Genomic DNA, 26155 nt, shown 5'->3' with positions numbered 1-26155 from the left:
TTTCTTTTGCTAGGTTTATAGGGCTTATAGGGTTTATAGGGTTGAGGGAGGTTGATTTTGGTTTATATTCTTCGCTTGGTTCTGAAACGGTTAGTTTTGAATCAAGTGATGACTTGAGTTTGTTTAAACTATAGGTTATTCTAGATATATTTTCTCTAAATGTTAATAAAGCATGGTTTTCTATGTAGCCTAAATCATTAGAGATAATTAGTTGATTGAGACATTCCGTTGCGTTGCTAAAAGCTATTTCGTAGTACCTTTTTTGCTCTTTCACACTAATTCTGGAGGAACCTTCAGCGATATTTGATGCTACTGAAATTGCTGATCTACGAATTTGTGCAGTGATTTCATAAATTTCTTCTTGTGGAAATGCTTTGGTTACATTGTAGATTAATGACACAAATGCTCTTGCATCCTGCCATACTTTTAATTTTTCAAATGAAAAAGTATATTCCTTTTTGATATCTAATTATTTATCAACCTAATTAACCTGCAAACCCCATTGATAGCCTCAGCTTGAAGTGAGACCATCAGTGGTTTCCCATAAACCTTTTTCCTAAACTCCAACTTTTCTCGGGCTAAAGCCCAAGCTTCTTTAGACATTCTGAAAATCGAGGTTCGTAATTTTAAGTGACCTCCTACTTTATTAACCCAATCAACTATTTATATCAACCCGATCAACTCTCTATCAACCTCATTTTATCAACAAACCCTCACCTCCACCACCTCCCTACTACAATGTCTACTCCACATACTTAAACTATTCGCTCCAGTATCTGTAATACAAACAAAATCGCCTGCTTCTATATGTGGCAAATCGGTTCCTTTAGTAAGGAAGTCTCCTGAAAAACACAAGGGTCCACCGATGTCGTAACGCTCTTTGATTCCCTTTTTCTGATTTCCTGCTGAGTTAAGTATTATAAAATCATGATGTGGTGGCGATGAACTATATATTTCCCGTGGAAACAAGTCAGCACCAACATGGATTAGAGCAATTTTAGGTTCACAATGATCCAATATGTATTCGACTTTACTCAAGACAAATGCACAATGAGACTGAACAAAACGGCCGTATTCTGTAATGATTTGATAGTCTTGTATTTCAGGACATTCTTGAATTAAACCAGTATAAAAACCGTCTAAGCTTTCTTCACTCGGTGGTATTCCTCCGCCAATGTCTATAAAGTCAAGTTTCTTTCCTTTGCTTCGTATTTCTTCTGCTACATTGACAATTAGACCAATGGCCTTAAGGTGATTTTCTCGACTTCCTATCTCTGAACCCGCATGAATATGTAGTCCTCGAACATTTTCCATCTTCAAAGCATATTCAACAATCTTCGCTCTATCTGTAACTGGAATTCCAAATTTAGAATTTACACCACTAACATTAAATATTCCAGGAGAACCGATGTCCACTAGCGGATTGATTCGTATGCCAATTTTTAATTGATCTACTTCCTTAAGCCTCTCTAGTTCCGCAAAACAATTTGCATTTAAGATCATTCCAGGAAATCTATCGGTACAATTCTTAATTTCATTCACTGTTTTCACTGGAGAATCGAAAACTATTTTTTCAGCAGGGCAACCTGCATGATGTGCTAATAAAACTTCTTCAAAAGAAGCAGCTTCAAGACCACAACCTTGCTTTACGATTTCACCTAAGACTTCAGGATGAGAATTGGCTTTTATAGCAACAGCATGATTCGTTGTAGAAGGAAAAATTGACTTTATATGATCTAGTCTGATTTTCAATATTTCACGAGCATAGACATACAATGACTTCTCAATAGGTCCTTTCAGAAGGATCTCCTTTGCAATCTGACTAATTTCTTTATCTGTATATTTTCGCAATGGTTGCGCTACTAGATATTTTTTTCACTCATAAACTCTACCACCTTTCGATCTAATAAATCGACCAGGATTTTATCATTATCAAAGCGAGTTTCTGGACTTCGCTTGAGTAAATTGAATATATTATTACTACCTACAGCAAGTCTAATGAATGCTCCGTGTCCATACCTTACTGGTTGGCCGAAAAACACCCTATCAAAGCGGTCGAAACAATCATGTTTCTGATCAACGACATATTTGAAATAACTTCTCAATTCGTCATATTCTAGAAAGCCACCTTTAGGATTTTTCACTTTAAATGAAATGATGGTGAAATTTGTTTTGTCTTGATGCGGCATCAATTCAAAATGCTTGCTTTCTTCGATGCATTTATTGACCAGTGTATTCCATTTATTTAGCAATGAATTCACCGTGACAGTTGAAATACTGCTGAACCTTTCCATTTCATCTAGGGCGATTTCCCAACGAAGAGTTAATCCTTTATTTACTTTCTTAGGAAGGAATTTACGAAGGTTCTCATAAGAACTTGGAAAATCATAATATGAAAAGATTCGGTCATAGCCCTTAATATATGCAGGTTCAACTTTAGATTTTTTGATTTTATCTCCGACTTTCTTTGGTATCAGCATGATTCCGCAAAACGGAGGAGCCATATAGAACTTAGAACCGGTAATCATAACCATACAATTCATCGAAAGTAGTTGATTTACTAACTTTTTAGAATTCCTAAATTGACATAAATCCACGACCCACATCACATTTTCATCAATCTTAGGAATTAAGCTAATATCATCTTCGATTCCGGATTTACTACCAATTACTAACGCTCCTATTTTAGAAACATCGGGATGGTTGTTGATTTCTTCTTTGATATTAGAAGCATGGTCAATAATCAGCCCTTTATTATTTCTGGCAGAAAACCTGCTTAGGCTTATATCATATGTTGGGTTGATGTCTTCTCCCTTTTCTACATTATCACCAAATTGGTTTCTATCACCAAAATACTTTCCTAAAAATGCCATTTGAGACCCAGAGCCTAATTCTTCTGGGCAAGTTAACAAGACAAGTTTCTTTTTCCCCGGATTCAATATTTCTGAGAAGATCATTGGCAAGTATGCAAGATCACTTCCAGAAGGAGCAAAGATGACATCAAAAGCATCTTTTCCTTTATAGTTAAAAAGATCTTTAAGTCTTTTAGATTGTCGACCTCTTACTTTCGAAAAATCTTCTGAATCTATATAAGTTCCAAAACCGTTTAGCTTAGAACCAGATTGTGGATTAAGGCACGAGCAAGTGCATGATCCCCTGGTAAATAGTCCATTATAATCATTTGGAGCTAGGTGATATTTATGTTTACCAGTTTCTAGCAGATCTATTCTTTCATCTCCTCCAGAACTAAGAAGTTCTTCGTAATGAAGGTTTTTTAATTCTTCTTTCAGGTTTATATTTATTTGATGACTAATGGCTTATGTAATTTATTGTGGCGCAAATTTAAGATAAAAGTTGATTAACTATAAATTCTTGTTGATCGTTAGTTAATTCGGTATGCATTGGTAACGAGAAAACTGTTTTGCAAAGTTGCTCTGTATTTGGCAAATAAAGGTCTTCGTTTCCTCTTTTAAAAGCTTCTTGTCTATACAAAGGAATCGGGTAGTAAATATTGTTAGGTATATTTTTCTCCTTCAATTTTTTAATATATGCTTCGCGTTGATCACTCTGTAAAGTATATTGGTGAAATACGTGATCGCTATTTTTATTTCTTTTAGGTGTTTTAATGTTTTCTGATGTTGTAATTAAGTGGTCATATCGATCAGCTGCAGTTCTTCGAGCAGTAGCATAATCATCTAGATATTTTAGTTTGACATCAAGAATCGCTGCTTGAAGGGCGTCTAGTCTTGAGTTAACACCAATAACAGAATGGTGATACTTTTTGATTTGACCATGACTGGCAATCATTCTAATTTTAGCAGCTAAATCATCATTGTTGGTAAAGAGTGCGCCACCATCGCCCATGCATCCTAGGTTCTTTGTTGGGAAAAAGGAAGTACAGCCTATGTCACCGATTGTTCCAGATTTCTTGTTTTGGTATGTTGAACCTAAGGATTGTGCTGCATCTTCTATAACGTAAAGATTGTGCTTTTCTGCTAATCTTAATATAGATTCCATATCAGCATTTTGTCCGAAAAGATGGACAGGAACAATTGCTTTGGTTTTGTTTGTAATTTTTTCTTCAATTTCATCAATTTTGATGTTGAAATCATCTAAGTTAACATCAACCATAATGGGAACTAGGCCTAAAAGTGCAATAACCTCTGCTGTAGCAACATATGTAAAAGCAGGTACAATAACTTCGTCACCAGGCTTGAGTTCGAGAGCCATCATTGCTATTTGGAGAGCGTCGGTGCCATTTCCACATCCGATAACATGTTTTACTCCTAGGTATGCTGCTAGTTTCTCTTCGAAACTTTTCACAACAGGACCTTTTATAAATTGCGTGGATTCGATGACACTTAATACAGCATCATCTATTTCTTTTTTAATTTTGTGGTATTGACCTTTTAGGTCAACCATTTGTAGGTTCACTTCCTAGTCATTTTCGGAATTCAATAACTGGCTTTAGTAATTTAAGCATCTTTCTCTTTTTTAATACCCAAAAGCTTTCTTAAAGTACCGCGAGGTAGCATAATCCATGCTCTTTCATGAAGATAATAAAGAAGTAATTTTACAAAGAATTCAATAGACGCAATCGTTATTGCAGTATCCATTTCACCAGTAGTCATATAAGTTATAATGAGTATTGTTGTGGAAGCAATTATTCTCCAAGTAATTCCTTTAACGATACTTCTCAAGTGAGATTCCTCCACGTATTCGTGCTTTCTTGTCATAGATTTATTATAGATCTACCGATGCTTTCATAATGAAACCCTTCTTCTTTCATGGCATCTAATTCATATAAATTCCTGCCATCAAAAATGACAGGTTTTCTCATTACTTTTTTCATGGTTTTAAAGCTAGGAGTTCGGAATACACTCCACTCGGTCATTATTGCCAATGCATCTACATCGAGAATAGCTTCATATTGATCTGATACTAGCTCTATTTTATCACCATATATCTTCGCAATATTTTCCATTGCTTCAGGATCAAAGGCTTTAAGCTTTGCTCCTTTTTCTAAAAGTTTATCAATGGTATAAAGTGCTGGTGCTTCACGGATATCATCCGTATTTGGCTTAAATGCTAATCCCCAAAGACCTATCGTCTTCCCTTTCAAATCAGGGAAATGATTGCAAATTTTGTCGGCTATTCTTTCACGTTGTATAGCATTTACATCAAGAACAGCATTCAATATCTTAAAATCATATTTGTGGTCTGAGGCTGTTTTACTAAGAGCAAGGACATCTTTCGGAAAGCAAGAACCACCAAACCCAACACCAGGAAATAAGAAACGCTTTCCTATTCTAGAATCACTACCCATTCCTCTTCTTACACTATTCACATCTGCGCCAACTTCTTCACATAAGTTAGCTATCTCATTCATAAAACTGATTCTCGTAGCGAGGTATGAATTTGCTGCATACTTAGTCATTTCGGCAGACCGTTCGTCCATAAAGTAGATTGGGTTTCCCGTTCTTAAAAAAGGAGCATATAATCTTTCCATGACCTTTTGTGCTTTCGCAGAAGAAGTTCCTATAACTACTCTATCAGGTTTAAGAAAATCATTTACAGCAACTCCTTCTCTTAAGAACTCTGGATTAGAAACAACGTCGAATAAGGACTCATCTAAGTTAGAGGCTAGTACCTCATGTACTTTTTCAGATGTTCCTACGGGTACAGTGCTCTTGTCTACAATTACTTTATAATCCGTGATCATTTTACTTAGATCCTCTGCAACTCCTAGAATATATTTTAAGTCTGCGCTACCATTCTCACCGGGAGGAGTAGGAAGTGCTAAAAATATAACTTCAGCATCTTTAATACCATCCTCTAAAGAGGTAGTAAAGGTTAGTCTCCCTTGTTTAGTATTTCGCTCGAAAAGTAGATCAAGGCCAGGTTCATATATAGGGATTTTACCATTTTTAAGACTTTCGATTTTGTTTTGATCTATATCCACACAGGTTACTTCATTACCTGTATCAGCGAAACAAGTCCCTGAAACAAGTCCCACATATCCAGTTCCGACAACGGTAATTTTCATAAAAGTTTAAAGTTTAAAGATCAATGTTTTAAGGAATAAACATGATTTAGGAAGATTATAATTATTAGTCATATGATTTTAGTAGACCACTTAGAATTTTTGATAATTCAACTGAAGAAGCTTTGAATTTTGACATGTTTTCTGAATTAACATATTGATAGATTTCATTAGAAATTAGAATCTGACTACTAAGTTCTATTAAGCTGCCATATGCAATATTAATATATCGTTTCTTTTCTTTAGAATGGGTTTTAGCACTACCTTCTGCAATATTTGATGAGATAGATTGCACAGATCTCCTTATTTGACTAGTAAAATTATAAGTTTCTTCTTTTGGCAATTCTTCTGTAAGTTGATATATATAAAGACATAAATCTTTTGATTTCTGCCAAGCTATTAGTTTTTCGAAGTTAAATGTCATTTTTATTCTTGTTCTTTAAACTTTAAACTCTTAACTCTTTAACTAAATGCAAAGCTTCGCCTTTGATAAGTCGCAACAACTCTCTCCAAAAAAACATATTTTATCTTTCTACCTCTAATTCAGTCCCCGTAAATGCTGAATATCAACTACCATTCTAAATTGATAACCAATACTTTCCAATTCAATTAAGAATTCATTTTTACCTTGTTTTTCGACTAATTTTCCCTTCAAACCAGTTAAGTTTCCGGAAATTATTTCGACTTTTTTACCTGCCTCAAAGCTAATTGCTTCTCCTATAACATCATCCTCTTCTCCGACTATTCTTTTCAATATTTCAATTTCCTCCTCCCTTACTTCATTCAAGTTTCCTCGATTTTTTAAGAAACCGGATACGTATTCGGTTTCTAAAACTTTCACGTATTCATCTTTAATAATTTTGACAAACACATAACAGTTAATTAATGGAACCTCATAATGCTTAATTTTTCTTGTATAGCGACGTGTATACTTTAGAAGGGGAACATAAGCAGTGATGCCTTTCTTCGTTAATTTGTCTACTACATATTTCTCGGTCTTGTACTTTGTATACACCACAAACCATCTAGATATATTTACATCTAGGCGATTTTCCTTTAGATTATATGTTTGCGAAACTTGACTCATGATTCATCCGCCCAAAGTAGAAGGGGTTGCGTTTTAAAACTCTCCCAATCTATATTTAAAGCTTCATCTCTTGAATAAGTAATGTATCTTATTTTCTTAGAAATAAATTCTTCTGCTTTTTCAATTAAGTCAATCAAATAGCTCTTGTTTATATTTCCAATGATTAAAAGATCGATAATATCACTATTAAGACCTCGCGATAGATCGCCGGTCACAAAAACTTGATCGACATCACCTAATCTATTTATAACTCTTTCAATAACTTGGTCAAAACCAATGTGCTTCATGAGAATATTGTGCACCTCACCAAATAAGGGGTGTTTGGTATTTGCAGTGAAATATTTTTTATTACCTTCTGAACTGGATTCAAGCATTCCTGCTTCTTCTAATCGATTCAATTCGACTCTGATGGCATTAGAAGATTCACCAAACTCAGTCGCAAGACCTCTTAGATAGGCCTTGGTATTGCTGTTCAAAAAAAACTTGAGCAACAACTTAATGCGGGTTTTAGAAGATATTAATGTTTCTATCATAGAAAACGAGCAATATTTTTACTCAATAACGATTCAAATGTAAGATTATTTTAGATTTATGCCATAGTATCTTTATAAATTTTTCGTGCTACTACAAACAATGCTCCTACAAAGACACCTAGGAAACCACCAACTATAAGAGATCTTAAGAGTGAAGTCGAATTGGGCTTAATTGGACTTATTGGCGCATCAATAAGTGTAACAAAAGGTGTTTTTGTTTTAAGAGTAAAATCTGCAATCTCAAGATTTTTTGCCGTTTCTGCATACATTAAGGAAAGCTTTTGAATTTCTCTATTAAGTCGCTGCTTTTTTAATTGTTCAGTTTCTAAATATATTCCTCTGCTGGTCTCTATCAGTTTAGCGAGTTGATACTCAGAGGTTGATAGTTCTGAAAAGATAGAATCGCTTTTGATTTTAATTAAGTCATAGGTTATTTTTTGACCACCAATTGTTTTGTCAGTATAAAATTTGGATAGTTTCTCAAAATAATTATTTGTCAAGACGATAGAAAGGTATTCATGTTGTGTTTCACATTTGATATTTAGAATGCCACTTTCTTCATTATACCCACTACTGAGAAACCCAGCATTATTCTCCGAACCTATGATTCGACCTTGTAGCCTTTTAACAGCTGCGTTTTCAAGATTTGAAAAAATTTCAATTGAATCATGGGTAAACCTAAAATCTTTTAATGGATCCGGTTTACCGCCTAGAATTCCTGGTTTAGAAGACCATTTATCTAGCGTATCTAGATTATTTATCACATGATTTGCTAAAAAGTCAGAATTACCTTCTATTGCTTCAGCAGTAAAAAGAACATGTTCTGTAATTCTTCTAGATTTAAGAAGTTGAAGCATCTTATCCAAGTTATACTCTCCTTTTCCTCCGCCACCCAAACCGAAAGTTCCTAATATGCCAGATAGACCTGAAAGCCCACCTCCTTCGTCTTTATTGACCATAAAAGTAAGTTGAGCTGGATATGTAACTTCTGCATTTACAGCTTTGTATACCATGTACCCGAGGAAAGGCAAAGTTATAATAGCAATAAGCCACCAGTATTTCCATAGCTCACGCCAAAACTCCTTTATTTTCAGGATTAGTTCCTTTAAGGTTATTTCGTCATCCTGTATATATTCCTGCTGATCTGCCATACATTCTATTTATAATTCAAATTCGGTGCCAGCCATCGCTCTATTTCTTTTTTTGACATCCTTTTTCTTTCGACATAATTATCGATCTGATCTTCGCTTATATCTCCTACACCAAAATAGGTTGACTCAGGGTGGCTAAATATCCATCCACTTACTGCTGCAGCTGGATACATTGCAAATGATTCGGTCAATTCTATTCCTGTATTCTTACTTGCATTGAGCAATTCAAAAAGCATTGTTTTTTCGGTATGGTCTGGACATGCGGGATAACCAGGAGCTGGTCTTATTCCTTGATACTTTTCAGAAATAAGATCATCATTGCCCAACTTTTCATCAGCTGCATATCCCCAAAGTTCTCTTCTCACTTTAGCATGCACATATTCAGCAAATGCTTCTGCTAATCTATCTGCTAATGCTTTTAAAATAATCGCATTATAGTCATCGTGGTTCTGTTCAAACTCCTTTACCTTTTCTTCAATCCGCCCCCCTGCGGTAACCGCAAAAGCTCCAATGTAATCTTCATTTGGAGATATAAAATCGGCCAAACTATAATTTGGTTTCCCTTTAGCTTTCTTTCTTTGTTGGCGAAGGTGATGAGCTATATAAGTTTTGTCCGCTTGAATTTCTATATCATCTCCTATAGATTTAGCAGGGAAAATACCTACTACACCACTAGCTGTCAACCACTTTTCAGAAACAATCTGATCTAACATTTCCTTCGCATCATGGTATACCTTAGTCGCTTCCACTCCTACAACTGGATCTTCTAAAATTGCTGGAAACTTCCCATGTAATTGCCAACTGATAAAGAATGGCGTCCAATCGATGAAAGGAAGCAATTCATTTAGATCAATATCTTTAAAGACTGTAATTCCTGGTTTACTGGGCTTGTGTGGAGTATAATTCTCCCAATCAATTTGAACTTTATTAATTAAAGCATCTTCATAGCTTATATACTTCTTTAAGTCCTTTTTTGCCAATCTCTTTTCTCTTAGAACTTCATATTCTTTTTTTGAATCGAGGATGAAATTACTTCTATCACTTTCATTTTCTGATAGTAATTTGCTTGCTACCCCTACACTTCTGGAAGCGTCTAATACATGTATTACTGGACCTGAATATTGTGGTTCAACCTTTACAGCAGTATGAATTTTAGAAGTTGTCGCACCACCAATTAATAGTGGTTTAGTGAATCCCCTTCTTTCCATTTCTGAAGCGACATACACCATTTCATCTAAAGAAGGTGTAATCAGACCACTTAATCCAATAATATCAACGTTATGCTTTTCAGCTTCTTCTAATATTTTATTCGCAGACACCATGACACCTAAGTCGATGATATCATAGTTATTACAACCCAGCACAACTCCAACGATGTTTTTTCCAATGTCATGAACATCGCCCTTCACAGTCGCCATAAGTATTTTTCCTTTAGAAGACTTGGCTGTAGATTGTTTAGCTGCTTCGATATAGGGTGTAAGAATGGCCACAGCTTTTTTCATCACTCGAGCACTTTTCACAACTTGAGGTAAGAACATTTTCCCAGCACCAAAAAGGTCTCCAACTCTATTCATTCCATCCATTAATGGGCCTTCAATTACACTTAACGGTTGCTCGTAAGCTTGTCTTGCTTCTTCTACATCTACATCTATAAAATCGGTAATTCCTTTAACAAGGGAATAGGACAACCTTTCTTGCACTGTATTTTCTCGCCACTCTAGATTTACCTCTCTAACTTTCCCTTTTCCTCGAACTTCTTCTGCATAAGTTGTTAATGCATCTGTCGCGTCAGGATTTCGATTAAATATTACATCTTCTACCTTTTCTAAAAGTATAGGTGGAACTGCGGAATAAACTTCCATCATTCCTGCATTAACGATTCCCATATCCATACCCGCTTGAATAGCATGATATAAAAAGGCTGAATGCATAGCTTCTCGTACTACGTTATTTCCTCTGTAAGAGAAGGAAATATTACTAACACCTCCAGAAATCAGTGCTCCCGGACATTGTTTTTTTATTTGCCGACACGCTTCGATGTAATAAATCGCATAATTATTATGCTCCTCGATTCCTGTTGCAATTGCAAAAATATTAGGGTCGAAAATAATATCTTCTGCAGGAAACCCAACTTCCTTAGTTAAGATATCGTACGCTCTTTTACAAATAGAGACTTTACGTTCTATGGTATCTGCTTGGCCTTCTTCATCAAAAGCCATTACAACTGCTGCGGCGCCATAGCGCTTAACAATTTTAGCTTGTTCGATAAACTGATCTATACCCTCTTTCATAGAAATCGAGTTAACGATGCATTTACCTTGAACACATTTTAATCCTTCTTCAATGACTGAAAACTTCGATGAGTCAATCATAATAGGAAGCTTTGCAATATCTGGTTCTGACATAACCAGTAAAAGAAATTTTTTCATTGCATCTATGGAATCCAGCATCCCCTCATCCATGTTGATATCTATAATCTGAGCTCCACCTTCTACCTGATGTCTTGCAACAGATAAAGCTTCTTCGTAGTCTTCACTTTTTATAAGTCTTGCAAATTTCTTAGATCCAGTTACGTTGGTCCTTTCACCTATATTGATAAAATTTAATTCTGGTCTTACAATGAGTGGCTCTAACCCAGAATACATTGGAAAGTGATCCACTTCTGGAATTTTTCTAGGTGGGACGCTTTTGACAGCCTCTGCCATAGCACCGATATGATCAGGAGTAGTTCCGCAACATCCACCTATAATATTGACAAATCCACTTGCAGCAAAATCTCTGATGTATTCTTGCATCTCTTCGGCAGTCTGGTCGTATTCACCAAACTCATTGGGCAATCCAGCATTAGGATAGGCAGAAACATAGCAGTCTGAAATCTTACTCAATGTCTCCACATATGGTCGTAATTCCTTGGCACCTAATGCACAATTAAGACCGATACTGAATAAATTAATATGTTTTATTGATATCCAGAACGCTTCTATTGTCTGTCCAGAAAGCGTTCTTCCACTTGAATCGGTAATGGTCCCAGAAACCATGATCGGAAGATCTATATTTCTTTCTTCTTGTAATTGATCAATTGCGAAAAGTGCAGCTTTGGCATTCAATGTATCGAATGCTGTTTCAACAAGAAATATATCGACTCCTCCATCTACTAATCCTCTAGCTTGTTCATAGTATGCTGAAACGAGTGTATCAAAATCTACACCTCTCATACCAGGATTGTTCACATCCGGTGAAATAGAGGCTGACCTTGTTGTTGGTCCTAATGCTCCAGCAACATATCTAGGTTTATCAGAATATTCGCTTGTAGCTGATTTCGCTATTTTAGCTGCTTCAAGATTTATTTCATAAACCAAGTCCTGCATATCATAGTCAGCCATCGAAATGGCATTCGCATTAAAGGTGTTGGTTTCGATGATATCTGAACCAACATCTAAGTATTCTTTATGAATATCTTTGATGATATGAGGTTGAGTCAGTACCAGAAGGTCATTGTTGCCTTTGATATCTTTGTGAAAGTTGCTAAACCTGTCTCCTCGAAAATCTTCCTCGGTCAATTTATAACGTTGGATCATTGTACCCATAGCTCCATCGAGTACGAGGATTCGGTCCTTTATTACGTCACGTATGGATTGCAATTTTTTCATAAGAATGCAAAGCTAATGAATAGGTCTGTTATAAAAGAAAAGTAGGTCTTTTTTAATACTTCCAGTCCTTATAAATTATATGTGAATTTTGGGTTCCCAAAAATTAATTCGGATACCACCAGAAAAGATTAGGTTAGTAAAATTTAGAGTTGCTACATCAGAAATTTGATTTCTGTATATTAAGTTCGCGTCTATAAAGTAATTTGGGAAAAACTCATAACTAATTTTATTTGTAGATAGGAAAGTTTTAGAATCAATCCCTTGATATAAAAAATTACCATATTCAGCGGGTTTATCTGCCGAATTTCTCAACACATCAGCCCCATAATAAATACTATCTGTATCTATGCCTTGATGTATAAAATAGTTGGTTGAACTAAGTTTTAGTTTAGGTGTTATATAGTAATTCGCAGAAAAATTGACCTCGGAAAAATTTGCTCCTAAAGGATGTGCTAAAGGCTGATTCGCGTGGGAATAACTAGCACCTCTCCGGTGACCATATGTAAATGGACGAACTCTATTATATTCTAAATGAAAATCTAAACCATCGATTCCGAAAGCATTAATATATTTACCACCAACCTGTATTCCATATTTATTTGCCCACCACCCCTGTTTTTCGGGATCGTTGGTAATTAATTCATTTAATTTAAATTCATCTAGAATAATCTGTCCATAGAGCTGAACCTTATTTGCAATATTCCATTTGGCATTGGCACCCACAAGGACGTTGTCTGAGCTGGCTAGATTGTATTCTACCAATCTATAGAGAATCACGGGATTTAAATATTGTAAATCAAATTTTCCATCACGCTGAAAAATGACAGATTCAAAGATTCCAAGTTCTATGTTTTTATGCTTATAACTTAGGTAATGCGTTGTCATGTATTTCCGAGGAATGACATTTCCAGAAGGAAAAGCCTTGGTGGAAATAGGAATTAACTCTGCATATATATTTTGATAATGGAGTTTCCATATTTTTGTGTTGAACTTAAGATAGAGATAGTTATTTGTGAAATCTGAAAGCAATAGAGATCGATTCCCATTACCCAGAATTTGCTTACTATTCCCAAATTCAACCCCGATGTTTTTAGTGATTCTAGCATTTACGTATGCTGTAGCATTCAAAAAATCATATCCATTAATCTGATCACTTAGAGAAGATCTATAAAGTTTATAGAATCCATATCCAGGAATGGCAACAAACTTATTAACAAAATTATCCACATAAGTTGGAAATGAAGCTTGAGATTCTACAATATCTGAATAAAAATACACACGATCATTAATGTGGCCACTAAGTGCTATTCCTCTTCGATTTTCGAAAACATAAGACTCATTAGAAAGGTCTCTACCAATACCAAAAAAGACAATTGGATTAATCTTTAGCAGAAAGCCTTTTGCTTTAATTTGTGAGAAATAATTTCGGTTTTGATAGAAATATTTTAAAAGCGGTTTTGAAGGCTCGATGATCTGAGCGAACTTAGATTCTTGCAAAGTTTCAGTGAAAAAAACTTTATTACTATCAATGTATTGCTTTTCTAATTGTTGATCTTCATCGATAAGGTCCCAATATTCAGGATAATTTCTAATGAGCTTTGAAGCAAGATATTGGTCAATTTTAGAAAGGGAGTTAAATGTGTCTATGGTCTCTATGAAAACACTTCTTGACGAGAACTCATTAATAGCTGTATGTAAATCCGACTTGCCAGCAATTTCTAACCTTTCAGCAAAATTGTGAAGATCAGAATGCAGTGGAATAGAGGTGTATTGACCAAATGCAAAAAAAGGAAACAGAAGAAAAATGACGTACTTCATAGGATGACAAATATACAGTTACCTACGATAATGAAATAAGAATTGGTTTAATTAACAAACATTTCTTTTTCAATAATTTCACAAATGATATGACCACAAAGAATATGCATCTCTTGGATTCTAGCCGTATCAACTGAAGGAATGGTAATATGTTGTTCACATTCAGAGGCAAGGATGGTACCCTTTAATCCAGTCATTAGTACTCGAGAAACTCCAATTTCTTTTGCTTTAGCACTTAACTTTACAATATTCGGAGAACTACCAGAGGTACTCAGAAGAAAGAGTAAGTCTCCCCTCTTCCCATGAGCTTGTAATGCTCTTTCGAATGCTACTTCGTAACTGTAATCATTAGAAACTGCAGTTAAAAACGAGATATTATCTGAAAGACAAATAGCATCCAAAGGATCTCGATCCAGTAAAAAACGACCGGAAAGTTCAGCTGCCAGATGTTGTGCTTGCGAAGTAGAACCTCCATTTCCAGCAAAAAATATTCTATTACCAGCCTTTAAAGTTTCTACAGCATGAAGTGCAATATCTAACAAGTTATTACAAAACCCTTCATCGCTTAATAAGCCTGAACTTAGTAAACTGTTTTCAAAAATTCTTTCTTTTATCTGATCTAACATACGCGCATTAAATATTCTCCATAACCACTTTTAATCAATGGTTCGGCTAAATTTTTCAGTTGTTCACATGTGATGTACTTCATTCTGTATGCCACTTCTTCTATACATCCAATTTTATAGTCTTGTCTCTGTTCAATAACGCGGACAAACTCTGAAGCATCAGCTAAGGACTGAAACGTCCCAGTATCTAACCAGGCAGTTCCTCTATTCATAATTCCAACGCTTAATTCGCCATCACTTAGATACTGTTGATTAACGGATGTAATCTCATATTCGCCACGAGCAGATGGGTTGAGATTTTTTGCAATTTCTACTACTCTATTATCATAGTAATAAAGCCCTGGAACCGCAAAGTGAGATTTTGGGTCTTTAGGTTTCTCTTCAATAGATATAGCTTTATTGTTTTTATCAAATTCTACGACACCGTATCTTTCAGGATCATGAACAGGAAATGCGAAAACTTTTGCTCCCTTGTTTAATTGAGCGGATTCTTGAAGTAAGTGTGATAAACCTGACCCGTAGAAAATGTTATCTCCGAGGATTAGTGCTACAGAATCATCACCAATGAATTCTTCACCAATGACAAAAGCTTGTGCCAAACCATTAGGTATTTCTTGGACTGCATATTCAAAACAACATCCTAGTTCACTTCCATCTCCTAGTAAACGCTGAAAAGATGGTTGATCTTCAGGAGTGGTTATGATTAATATTTCATTAATTCCTGATAACATTAACACAGATAGCGGATAGTAAATCATCGGCTTATCGTAAATAGGCATCAATTGCTTACTTATTGCCTTAGTTATAGGATACAATCGTGTTCCTGAACCACCAGCGAGAATAATTCCCTTCATTAATACACTTTTTTATACTTAAGTGCAAAAATGAAACCAAAAGTATATTAGTATGTTTCTAGCTAATTTTTAGATGTTGATTAACGATCTTGATACATTTCTTCATAATATTTCTGATAGGCACCAGAAGTAATGTGATCTAGCCAACCTTTATTATTGAGATACCAATCAATTGTAAGAGATAATCCTTCTTCAAATTGAAGCGAAGGCTCCCAACCGAGATCTTCCTTAACTTTAGTAGCATCGATAGCATAACGCATGTCATGGCCAGCCCGATCTGTCACATATGTGATCAATTGCTCAGAAGATCCTTTTTCGCGGTCTAATTTTTCGTCCATTAATTTGCAAAGTACCTTAATAAGATCGATGTTCTTCCATTCATTGTGTCCCCCAATGTTATAGGTTTCTCCAACTTTTCCTTTATGAAAAATAGTATCGATTGCTCTCGCGTGATCCACCACATATAACCAATCTCTAACATTGACCCCAGCACCATAAACAGGTAATGGTTTCTTCTCAAGAATGTTATTTATAAAGAGTGGGATAAGTTTTTCTGGAAATTGGTATGGTCCGTAGTTATTAGAACAGTTCGAGATCACTACAGGTATATTATAAGTATGATGAAATGCTCTTACAAAATGATCTGAACTTGCCTTCGAAGCTGAGTACGGACTTCTCGGATCGTAGGCGGTATCTTCATAAAAGAAACCATCTTCACCCAGAGAACCATAGACTTCATCTGTGGATACATGGTAAAACAAATGACCTTCGTCTTTTCCCCAAGACTGCTTTGCTGCTTGCAATAAATTAGCAGTTCCAAGGACATTGGTTTTTATGAAAATGAGAGGATCCGAAATGGATCGATCTACATGAGACTCTGCTGCTAAATGAATGACATCTGATATCTGTTTCTCGGCAAATAGATTGACCAAAAAATCTAAATCAGTTATATCTCCATGTACAAACTCATAATTTTGAGCCTTTTCAATAGATTGTATACTTTCTAAATTTCCTGCATAAGTTAATGCATCTAAATTGTATATCTTATAATCTGGATACTTTTCAACAAATAGCTTTACAAGGTGTGAGCCTATAAATCCTGCGCCTCCAGTAATAAGTATATTTTTTCCCATATTTTAAACGATCATTCCAGCTGCAACTGTATTGTTAGTAGCTTCATCAATAATGATAACGCTTCCTGTTATCCGATTCTTGCGGTAAGGGTCAACAAATAATGGTTTTGTAGTACGAATAGATATTCTAGCGATCTCGTTCATCTTAATTTCTTTATTTTCCATATCTCTATGTAAAGAATTAATATCTAAACGATACTTAATATCCTTAACAATACATCTGACTTCTTGAGAAGTATGAAGAATCGAATACTTTCCTCTGAGTTGAAGTTGCTTATCAGAGCTAAACCAACAGATCATAAGATCAATGTCTTGCGTTACGGTCGCGGAATTATTTGGTCTGACAATCATGTCTCCTCGTCCGATATCTATATCATCTTCTATTAATACAGTAACGGACTGTGGCGGAAAAGCTTCTTCTTGCTCACCATCTGGACCTTGGATCTTGGATATCTTAGAGGTGAATCCAGAAGGAAGAAGCATGATATCATCTCCTTTTTTTAAAACTCCACCAGCAACTCGTCCAGCGTAACCTCTATAATCATGAAAATCATCATTATAAGGCCTAATTACCGTTTGGACTGGAAAACGAACATCAATAAAATTGTGATCACTTGAAATATGAACATTTTCTAGGTAGTAAATTAGCGTAGAACCTTCATACCAATCCATGTTAGTAGACCGATTGACCACGTTGTCACCATCTAAAGCAGAAATTGGAATAAATGAAACATCCTTAATATCTAATTTTGCAGCAAAAGCTTCAAAATCGTCATGCACTTTATTATAGACCTCTTGGCTGTAATCAACTAAATCCATTTTGTTAATACAAACAACCAAGTGAGGAATCTGAAGTAAAGAAGCAATAATGGCATGTCTTTTAGTTTGTTCGACTACGCCGTGTCTTGCATCAACAATCACTAAGGCTACATTTGCTGTTGAAGCACCTGTTACCATATTTCTGGTATATTGGATATGACCAGGAGTGTCTGCGATGATAAATTTTCTTTTAGGAGTAGAAAAATACCGGTAAGCAACATCTATGGTAATTCCTTGTTCTCTTTCTGATTTTAATCCATCAGTAAGTAATGCAAGGTTGACATTTTCTTCTCCTCTTTTTTCGCTCGCAGTTTTAATTGCATCGTATTGATCTTGGTAGATAGATTTACTGTCATAAAGTAATCTTCCGATCAATGTTGATTTTCCATCATCAACGCTACCAGCAGTTGTAAATCTTAAAAGCTCTGAATTCTTAAATTCCATTTTATTTTTATGTCAATTTTCTAAAAATAACCATGTTTTTTACGGTCTTCCATACTTGTCTCACTTCTCTTATCATCTGTTCTTCCACCTCTCTCAGTCATCCTTGTGGTAGATATTTCTTTGATAATATCCTCTACAGTACTAGCATCAGATTCCCAAACTCCAGTACATGTCATATCTCCAATGGTTCTACACCTAACGGTTTCAACATATACTACTTCTTCTGGTCTTTTATTAATGTAGTCGCAATCGGCTAACAGTGTACCTTCTCTTTTGAATACTTCTCTTTGATGAGAAAAATAAAGAGAAGGGAGTTCAACTTCTTCTACTGCAAGGTATTGCCACACATCCAGTTCTGTCCAGTTACTGATAGGAAATACTCGAAAATGCTCACCTATTTGGTGTTTGTTGTTGAAAAGATTCCAAAGCTCTGGTCGTTGATTTTTAGGATCCCATTGACCAAATTCATCTCTGTGAGAAAAGAAACGTTCTTTTGCTCTAGCTTTTTCTTCATCTCTTCTCGCTCCACCTAGAGCAGCATCAAATTTTCCTTTTTCTAATTCGTCAAGTAAAACTGCAGTTTGAAGACCATTTCTAGACGCATCAAATCCTTTTTCTTCTGTTACTAGACCATTTTTAATGGCTTCATCAACAGAACCAACAATTAGTTTTAGCCCTAATTTTTCAACTAAACCATCTCTGTATTCTATGGTTTCAGGAAAGTTATGCCCCGTATCAACATGGAGTAATGTGAATGGAATCTTTGCTGGATAAAAAGCCTTATGGGCAAGGTGCACCATTAGAATTGAATCCTTTCCTCCTGAAAACATAAGGACAGGATTTTCAAACTTCGCTGCTACTTCTCTAAGTATAAAAATAGACTCAGATTCTAGCTCTTTTAAATGATTAATATGATAGCTCATGATATAAATTGAGCCCCAAAATTACTATAACCTCCAATAAGTCATAGCTTTTTCCCAAGTTTCTTTATCATAAATACCCTTAAGGTCGATTATGATTGGATTTTCGTTAGTTATTGATTTATAGTTAGATATGTTCATATGTTTATATTTATCATGACCTACAGCAACTATTACTAAGTCATAATCGGATGATATGGAATCAACCATTGAAACACCATATTCATGTGCAACTTCATTCGGAGAAGCATGTTCATCTGTTATATGAACATGTATGGAATAAGAGGTTAATTCTTTGTATAAATCGATTACCTTCGAGTTGCGTATATCAGCTACATCTTCTTTAAAAGTGACGCCCATAATAAGAGCCTTACAGTTTCCAGGATTCTTGCCATTTTCTATTAGCATTTGAGCAGCTTTTTTAGCTATAAATGATGGCATACCATCATTTATTCTCCTTCCTGCAGCAATAACTTGTGGATCTATACCTAATTGTTTTGACTTATGCAGAAGATAGTAAGGATCTACAGAAATACAGTGACCACCAACTAAACCAGGATAAAATTTTAAGAAATTCCATTTTGTACCTGCTGCTTCTAATACTTCTTTAGTATCAATATTTAAACGGTCAAAAATCATTGATAATTCATTCATCAATGATATGTTTAAATCTCTCTGAGTATTCTCGATAACCTTAGCGGCTTCTGCCACTTTAATAGATGATGCTTTATGGATACCTTCTTCCAATATATGATCATAAATTTTCGCGATTTCTTCTAAAGCTTCGGCGTCAGAACCAGAGACTATTTTTGTGATCTTAGTTAATGTACGAGTTTTATCGCCTGGGACGATTCTTTCCGGTGAATATCCTAGTTTGAAATCTTTCCCTAATTTTAATCCAGATAAACGTTCTAAAATGGGAAGACAATCTTCTTCTGTACATCCTGGATAAACAGTAGATTCAAAAACGACATAATCACCTTTCTTAAGTATATTTCCAACGGACTTAGATGCTCCAAGAATTGGTTTTAAGTTTGGTACCCTCGACTCATCAATATCGGTAGGTACGGCAACAACATAAAATGAAGCATTTATTATTTCATCAGGATTGGAAGTGAATTGGATGGATTTCTTTTCAAAAGCTGAACGGTCTAATTCTTTAGAAGGATCCTCACCTGCCTTCATTAATGCGACTCTATCTTCTTTAATATCAAAACCAATGACATCAAAATATTTTCCAAATTCAAGAGCAATTGGGAGGCCGACATAGCCTAAACCAACGACACATATTTTAGTTTTTCGATTAAGCAAATCTTGATAAATACTCATTTTTTTTCTATTTCTTCTACTATAAATTCAAAAAGCATCTGTGCAGATTCTTCCACTGATTTTGTTGCTGTTTCCACAACGAGTGCTGGATTTCTAGGGATCTCATATGGAGAGTCGATCCCTGTAAAGTTTTTAATTTCCCCGGCACGTGCCTTTGCATAAAGGCCTTTTACATCTCTGTTTTCACATTCTTCTAATGTTGTGCTAATAAAGATCTCATGGAAATCATCAGGACCAATAATACCTCGCGCCTTTTCTCTGATTTTCTCTGTAGGACTTACAAAACTATTAATACAAATGATACCACAATTCATCATCAATTTCGATACTTCTGCTATTCGCCTGATATTTTCTTCACGATCCTCAAGACTAAAACCTAAATTATTGCAAACACCAGATCGAATATTATCTCCATCAACGATTTGAACAAGATGACCTTTATTAAAAAGCATTCGCTCAACCTTTTCAGCTATGGTACTTTTGCCAGAACCTGACAATCCCGTTAACCAAAAAACACCTGACTTTTGGTTGAGAAACTGTTCCTTTTCTTTCCTACTAACTATACGATCAAAAATAGGGTGGATATTTTCCAAGTATTAAATTTTAAAATTTATTAGATGACTCTTTATCGCTTCGTCAAAAAGCTTACCCTCTTCAAATAAGAATTCAACTTTTATCGGGAGCGCAAAAATAGGAATTTGATTCGAAACTATGAATTTTTGATGAAGGTCAAGTCTCATCGCATCCTTTTCCGAGCTGAGAAGTATTTTATTGGGGTTTTCTATCTTTTCATAAGTTTCCTTGATAACCGAAACTTCATGCTCTGTAAAGTAATGGTGATCTTCAAATTGGATATGCTCTAATTCACAGCCTAAAGACTCCAAGTAGTGGCTTAAGTAATCAGTATTCGCAATTGCTGACACCATCAGAATAGTATTGTGCTCATCTAATTTCACCCTTTGCTGCGCATTGTATATATTATAGGGATCCCCATATACATAATGCGAGAAAAAAATCTTTTGATTGGGTTCTGGCTTAATTTTGTCAATAATACTTGCCTTCTGTTCTTCGTCGAAACCAGGTCTGCATTTGGTTACAATTATGATGTCAGCTCGCTTGTATGCTGATCGCCACTCTCTTAACCTTCCAGAAGGGAGCAAGTAGTCATCGGTAAACAAATTCGTTTGCTCTGTAAGTAAAATGTCTAAGCTTGCCTCCACTGCTAAATGCTGAAAAGCGTCATCAAGCAGAACAGTATGAATGGTTGGGTAGTTTTTAATCATTTCTGGTATTCCGAGTGCTCTACTTTCTGAAACAGCAACCACGAGATCCTTGTTTTTTCTTTTGTACTGAAGTGGTTCATCTCCAAAATCGTTCGCATTTCCTCCTGGCTCTACAAATAAAAATCCCTTACTTTTCCTACCATACCCCCTACTTAAAACGGAAGTGTTGATATATGGCTTTAAGAGTCTTATTAAGTATTCAACATGAGGTGTTTTGCCCGCTCCACCAATCGACAAATTTCCAATATTGATGACAGGAATATTAAATGAGGATCTCTTAATGAGACCAATATGAAAAAAGAAGTTTCTCATGCTTATAATCAAGCCATACAGCAATGAAAAAGGAGATAGCAGTAATTTTACAAGCACATTCTGAACCATAATACAAAGTATGAATTCGATTTTTGAATAACGATTTAAGATTAAGTATAATCAGAAATCAATCTCATTAAATACAAAAAAGAGTGTTTTGGTTTTAAAACACTCTTTTTTGTTAGTAACCAGAAGGCGAATAGATAAAATAATGATAAGAAACTTGTAATCCTGTGCTTACAGACCTTGAAAGTATCGAGCCCTCCTCTTGGACAGGGTTAAGTGATACCCCACTTCGCCATAGTAGATTAACATTACCTCCTCGTTCTATATTCATTTGCAATCCTAATCCTATAGCTCCCCCAGTATTAAATCGTCGATAGTCTCCTAATACAGGAACAGGATCTTCACTATCTTGGGTAAGTGTTGCGTCATTTAGGAAGCTAATACTTGGTCCCGCGATAAATATAAATGAGAACCTATTTTCTGTGCTTGAATTGAATTTTAAGTAGAAAGGAACTTGGATATAGCTTAAATTTAGTTCATATGCTTCCTCCGGATCTGTGCTTGTAATATTATATTTTTCACCTTCAGGAGTATAGATTGCTCCAGTTCTAAAACCAAACTTATCTGTGAAGTTATAACCTAGATCAAATCCAATCGCAAAAGAATATGGAATTTTTAAGGACCGATCATTCAGTTCTGTATCATACAATTGGCCATAGATTTGTGGCTGGACCAGTGCTCCAGCTTCTAAGCCTGGCTGCGCATTGACAGAAATAATAAATACAGCAAAAAATGTTACTAGAATATAATTTTTCATTACCCAAAACTAATACTTATTCACCTTCTTCGCAACCCATTTTTATAAAACTCAGTACAAACGGAGCACCAAGCTGAATTTGCCCTTTATTTTCAAATGCTTGAGCACTAAAAGTTGTATATGCATTTATGTCAATGTTTCCAGTCAGAATAATTGAATCACGTGCATAATATTGACCATTAAAAGGTGCGTCTAATGGTGAAAGTGTTCTTTTTTCAGGACAGTATATTCGCTCATATGCTCCGATATCAAAGTTTGTATTCTGAGGTCTAGACGTTCCAGCCAAGTCCAATAAAACAGGAGAAATCGTTCCATTATCAATGGCCTGAGATCCCGATTTTAATTCATAGTTAGGAGAAGGGGATAACGGATCTTTGAATAGGTTAACCTTACTTCCAGCTAACATACTATTTTGACCCAACCCTAGTGCTTGCCAGTCAGCAAAAGGAATCGTAGACCCGTCACCTGTTGCACTTAGCTTATCATTGACAATATTATAATCACTTTCGAATCCATCGCCTGCAGACTCAGCAGCTATCGAACCTCTAAAGGAATGATCATTAATAATAATGTTGTTATAGATCTTCGTCCCTACATGCGATCCAGATGCTAATAGAATTCCCCAACGACCATCCGTAGGGACAATGATTGTATTGTTAAACATTTCAGCCTCTCGAGTGGCAATAGCTCCGTCACCTTGGAACAAGGCAATACCCTGAGCGGAATGATTATTATAAATCAAATTGTTATAAACCTTCGGCCGTAAGCAGCCATCCATATTGATTCCTGCAGCTCTATTGTTATCGTGAATTATGTTGCCATAGATTTCAGCATCATGAATAATTCCATCTTCTCCAGTCGAAAGGTCACCATTCATGTGAATACCTATATTGTTGTTTCCATAACACTCATTATACCTTATAATCGGCCGATCCGAGCTATTCGAAACATAAATTCCATGTTCGTCTATAGAATTTGTACAAAGATTGTACTCTATGGTTATATCATCCGTAAATCCAGTAAATATCCCTCTCTCTCCATTGTTATCGCAAGAGTTGTTTCTTATCAAAATGTGATCTGCAAGTACTGCTCTAATTCCATTTCCACTGCCAGGCATATCATTTACTGTAAATCCATCTATTACAATATAATCTGCATTTTCAATGTTTATTCCATCATTTCTTATAGGCCCACGTTGGTTGATAAGCACCTCTCCGTCTGCTAAGAATACTATTGGATTTCCTGCTGTACCGGATGTTTCCCGATGATCGAATCCGGCATATGTTCCAGGGGAAACGAAAACGGTGTCCCCTGCAATAACAACATCAGAAGCTGTCTGTAATGTTAAAAAGGCAGTAGAGGGAGACAGACCGTTATTTGTATCTGACCCACTGGGTTTTACATAGTAATTATTAGCTATTAGGTGATGTGAGAATAGTATAAAAAGGAAAACGCTATATTTCATGTTTGTGTTTTGGGCCATAATTTATTCATTTAATAATGGAAGTGGGTTAAATACTTAGAAGAATAGTCATGAATAAGTGGAGGAGACAAAATTGGTTTGTGACCAATTCATATAAAAACAATGATTAGATGAACACATTACCACTTTTTGTGATTAAAATTGTGTAAAAATTAGATATGTTAGACAGAATAAATCCAAAAGGAACAAAAGCATGGAAAGCACTTGAAAACCATTATGACGAAATGGTATATGTGGAGATAAAAGCTTTATTTGCTGAGCAACCTGATAGATTTGCTAAGTTTTCTATGATTTTCGGTGACGTCCTCGTAGATTATTCTAAAAACATAATTACAGATAAAACATTGAGCTTGTTATTAAACTTGGCTCGAGAAACAGGAATATGGGATGGTATTAGGTCAATGTTTGACGGTGAAAAAATTAACGAGACCGAGGATAGGGCTGTATTACACGTAGCTTTAAGAAACCTTTCTAATGATCCCATATTTGTGGATGGGGAGAATGTTATGCCTGCTGTAAATAAAGTAATGAAACAGCTAGAAAAGTTTACAAATGCGCTACATTCAGGAGAGTGGAAAGGATATTCTGGTAAGAAAATTACAGACATTGTAAATATAGGGATTGGCGGATCTGACTTAGGGCCAGTCATGGTTACAGAAGCATTAAAACCGTATTGGGTAGATGGAATTAATATGCATTTTGTTTCTAATATAGATGGAACTCACATTGCAGAAACTTTTAAGCAGATAGATCCTGAAACCTCATTGTTTATCATTGCCTCTAAGTCATTTACAACACAAGAGACCATGACGAATGCCCTTTCTGCGAAAGAGTGGTTCTTAGCAAATGGAGGAAAGGAAGAACAGGTAGCGAAGCACTTTGTAGCTGTTTCTACGAATGAAAAAGATGTCAAAGCCTTTGGAATCGACACTGCAAACATGTTTGAATTTTGGGACTGGGTAGGAGGTCGATTTTCTTTATCGTCAGCTATTGGATTGCCGATTGCCTGTGCAATTGGTTATGATAATTTTAAATCTCTTCAGAAGGGAATGCACGAAATGGATGTTCATTTTAAGACCGTTCCGTTAGAGAAAAACATTCCTGTAATTCTTGCGGTGATAGGTATTTGGTACACGAACTTTATGGGAGCTGAAACGGAAGCGATTCTTCCGTATGACCAATACATGCATCGTTTCGCAGCTTATTTCCAACAAGGAAACATGGAGAGTAATGGAAAGTCGGTGGATCGAGCTGGAAATCCAATAGAATATCAGACTGGCCCAATTATATGGGGAGAGCCAGGGACGAATGGTCAACATGCTTTTTATCAATTAATACACCAAGGAACAAGACTAGTTCCATGTGATTTTATCGCTCCTGCGATTAGTCATAATCCGCTAGGTAAACATCACGAAATCTTGATGTCAAATTTTTTCGCACAGACAGAAGCTTTGATGGCAGGGATGACGGAAGAGGAAGTGAGAGAAGATTTAAAAAATTCTGGAAAGTCTGCTGAAGAAATCAATCGTTTGGTCCCATTTAAGGTTTTCGATGGAAATAGACCGACTAATTCAATCCTAGTAAAAAAATTGACCCCAGAAACTCTTGGTAATCTGATTGCAATGTATGAGCATAAGATTTTCACTCAAGGATATATCTGGAATATTTTTTCTTTTGATCAATGGGGTGTGCAATTGGGCAAGTTATTAGCGAACAAGATTCTTCCTGAATTAGAAAATTCAGATAAAGTTTCTAGTCATGATGGAAGTACGAATGGGCTGATAAATGCTTACAAAGCGATAAGGAAGTAGCTATTTGGATTTATTGAAAATTGTTCAATAGGTGAT

The 26155-nt window shown here is 35.6% G+C and carries 22 protein-coding genes and 1 pseudogene; 1 reads left to right on the top strand and 22 read right to left on the bottom strand.

The features are described from left to right. Nucleotides 1-115: 115 nt before the first annotated feature. The 22 genes and pseudogenes from L2586_RS24820 to L2586_RS10090 all read right to left on the bottom strand — a co-directional run. Nucleotides 116-463, bottom strand: a pseudogene (locus L2586_RS24820) (four helix bundle protein); the annotation flags it as partial. 239 nt (nt 464-702) lie between these two features. Beyond that, complete coding sequence (locus tag L2586_RS10190; RefSeq protein ID WP_235292788.1) at nt 703-1851, bottom strand: type III PLP-dependent enzyme domain-containing protein; 1149 nt, start codon at nt 1849-1851, stop codon at nt 703-705. An 11-nt stretch (nt 1852-1862) separates the two neighbouring features. After that, nucleotides 1863-2957: a hypothetical protein gene (locus tag L2586_RS10185; RefSeq protein ID WP_235292787.1), complete on the bottom strand. Its 1095-nt coding sequence runs from the start codon at nt 2955-2957 to the stop codon at nt 1863-1865. Nucleotides 2958-3342: 385 nt separating this feature from the next. Continuing rightward, a complete protein-coding gene (locus tag L2586_RS10180) occupies nt 3343-4434 on the bottom strand; it encodes a DegT/DnrJ/EryC1/StrS family aminotransferase (protein WP_235292786.1) in 1092 nt (363 codons plus the stop codon). Between the two features lie 41 nt (nt 4435-4475). After that, nucleotides 4476-4736 carry a DUF2061 domain-containing protein gene (locus L2586_RS10175; RefSeq protein ID WP_235292785.1) on the bottom strand — a complete coding sequence of 87 codons (261 nt, stop codon included), beginning with the start codon at nt 4734-4736 and terminating at the stop codon, nt 4476-4478. After that, nucleotides 4733-6046, bottom strand: coding sequence for a UDP-glucose dehydrogenase family protein (locus L2586_RS10170; RefSeq protein ID WP_235292784.1), 1314 nt, complete (start codon nt 6044-6046; stop codon nt 4733-4735). Before L2586_RS10170 ends, L2586_RS10175 begins: the two co-directional genes overlap by 4 nt. Nucleotides 6047-6110: 64 nt before the next feature. Next, on the bottom strand, nt 6111-6467 hold the full coding sequence (locus tag L2586_RS10165) for a four helix bundle protein (RefSeq protein WP_235292783.1): 357 nt from the start codon (nt 6465-6467) through the stop codon (nt 6111-6113). Between the two features lie 114 nt (nt 6468-6581). Next, nucleotides 6582-7130, bottom strand: a complete 549-nt coding sequence (locus L2586_RS10160) for a UpxY family transcription antiterminator (protein ID WP_235292782.1) — start codon at nt 7128-7130, stop codon at nt 6582-6584. Then, the gene (locus L2586_RS10155; RefSeq protein ID WP_235292781.1) at nt 7127-7663 is read right to left on the bottom strand and encodes a winged helix-turn-helix domain-containing protein; all 537 of its coding nucleotides are present in this window, start codon (nt 7661-7663) and stop codon (nt 7127-7129) included. The genes L2586_RS10160 and L2586_RS10155 overlap by 4 nt, the downstream gene beginning before the upstream one ends. A 56-nt stretch (nt 7664-7719) precedes the next feature. Further along, entirely contained in the window at nt 7720-8814 is a 1095-nt protein-coding gene (locus L2586_RS10150) for a hypothetical protein (protein ID WP_235292780.1), read from the bottom strand. A gap of 5 nt (nt 8815-8819) precedes the next feature. Then, nucleotides 8820-12464 (bottom strand): methionine synthase, encoded by a 3645-nt coding sequence (gene metH, locus L2586_RS10145; protein WP_235292779.1) that lies wholly within the window; start codon nt 12462-12464, stop codon nt 8820-8822. 75 nt (nt 12465-12539) lie between these two features. Beyond that, nucleotides 12540-14282: a hypothetical protein gene (locus tag L2586_RS10140; protein ID WP_235292778.1), complete on the bottom strand. Its 1743-nt coding sequence runs from the start codon at nt 14280-14282 to the stop codon at nt 12540-12542. Between the two features lie 47 nt (nt 14283-14329). Continuing rightward, complete coding sequence (locus tag L2586_RS10135; RefSeq protein ID WP_235292777.1) at nt 14330-14908, bottom strand: D-sedoheptulose-7-phosphate isomerase; 579 nt, start codon at nt 14906-14908, stop codon at nt 14330-14332. Beyond that, complete coding sequence (gene rfbA / locus L2586_RS10130) at nt 14902-15762, bottom strand: glucose-1-phosphate thymidylyltransferase RfbA (RefSeq protein ID WP_235292776.1); 861 nt, start codon at nt 15760-15762, stop codon at nt 14902-14904. The genes L2586_RS10135 and rfbA overlap by 7 nt, the downstream gene beginning before the upstream one ends. A gap of 80 nt (nt 15763-15842) precedes the next feature. Continuing rightward, on the bottom strand, nt 15843-16895 hold the full coding sequence (gene rfbB, locus L2586_RS10125) for a dTDP-glucose 4,6-dehydratase (RefSeq protein ID WP_235292775.1): 1053 nt from the start codon (nt 16893-16895) through the stop codon (nt 15843-15845). Between the two features lie 3 nt (nt 16896-16898). Next, on the bottom strand, nt 16899-18158 hold the full coding sequence (locus tag L2586_RS10120; RefSeq protein WP_235292774.1) for a sulfate adenylyltransferase subunit 1: 1260 nt from the start codon (nt 18156-18158) through the stop codon (nt 16899-16901). 20 nt (nt 18159-18178) lie between these two features. Continuing rightward, the gene (gene cysD, locus L2586_RS10115) at nt 18179-19084 is read right to left on the bottom strand and encodes a sulfate adenylyltransferase subunit CysD (RefSeq protein ID WP_348535576.1); all 906 of its coding nucleotides are present in this window, start codon (nt 19082-19084) and stop codon (nt 18179-18181) included. A 21-nt stretch (nt 19085-19105) separates the two neighbouring features. After that, on the bottom strand, nt 19106-20401 hold the full coding sequence (locus tag L2586_RS10110) for a nucleotide sugar dehydrogenase (RefSeq protein WP_348535575.1): 1296 nt from the start codon (nt 20399-20401) through the stop codon (nt 19106-19108). Nucleotides 20402-20403: 2 nt separating this feature from the next. Next, entirely contained in the window at nt 20404-21000 is a 597-nt protein-coding gene (cysC, locus tag L2586_RS10105) for an adenylyl-sulfate kinase (protein WP_235292771.1), read from the bottom strand. A gap of 3 nt (nt 21001-21003) precedes the next feature. Next, the gene (gene lpxK, locus L2586_RS10100) at nt 21004-22071 is read right to left on the bottom strand and encodes a tetraacyldisaccharide 4'-kinase (RefSeq protein ID WP_262914138.1); all 1068 of its coding nucleotides are present in this window, start codon (nt 22069-22071) and stop codon (nt 21004-21006) included. 112 nt (nt 22072-22183) lie between these two features. Next, the gene (locus L2586_RS10095) at nt 22184-22825 is read right to left on the bottom strand and encodes an outer membrane beta-barrel protein (protein ID WP_235292769.1); all 642 of its coding nucleotides are present in this window, start codon (nt 22823-22825) and stop codon (nt 22184-22186) included. A 16-nt stretch (nt 22826-22841) separates the two neighbouring features. Continuing rightward, nucleotides 22842-24290, bottom strand: coding sequence for a right-handed parallel beta-helix repeat-containing protein (locus tag L2586_RS10090; protein WP_235292768.1), 1449 nt, complete (start codon nt 24288-24290; stop codon nt 22842-22844). A 176-nt stretch (nt 24291-24466) separates the two neighbouring features. Here L2586_RS10090 and pgi point away from each other — a divergent pair, with 176 nt between their 5' ends. Continuing rightward, the gene (gene pgi, locus L2586_RS10085) at nt 24467-26119 is read left to right on the top strand and encodes a glucose-6-phosphate isomerase (RefSeq protein ID WP_235292767.1); all 1653 of its coding nucleotides are present in this window, start codon (nt 24467-24469) and stop codon (nt 26117-26119) included. Nucleotides 26120-26155: the final 36 nt, after the last annotated feature.

It is taken from the genome of Portibacter lacus (assembly GCF_021533215.1).
Classification (GTDB): Bacteria; Bacteroidota; Bacteroidia; order Chitinophagales; family Saprospiraceae; genus Portibacter; species Portibacter lacus.
The sequence above is the reverse complement of the archived record's forward strand: the minus strand, read 5'-3'. Positions and strand labels throughout refer to the sequence as shown.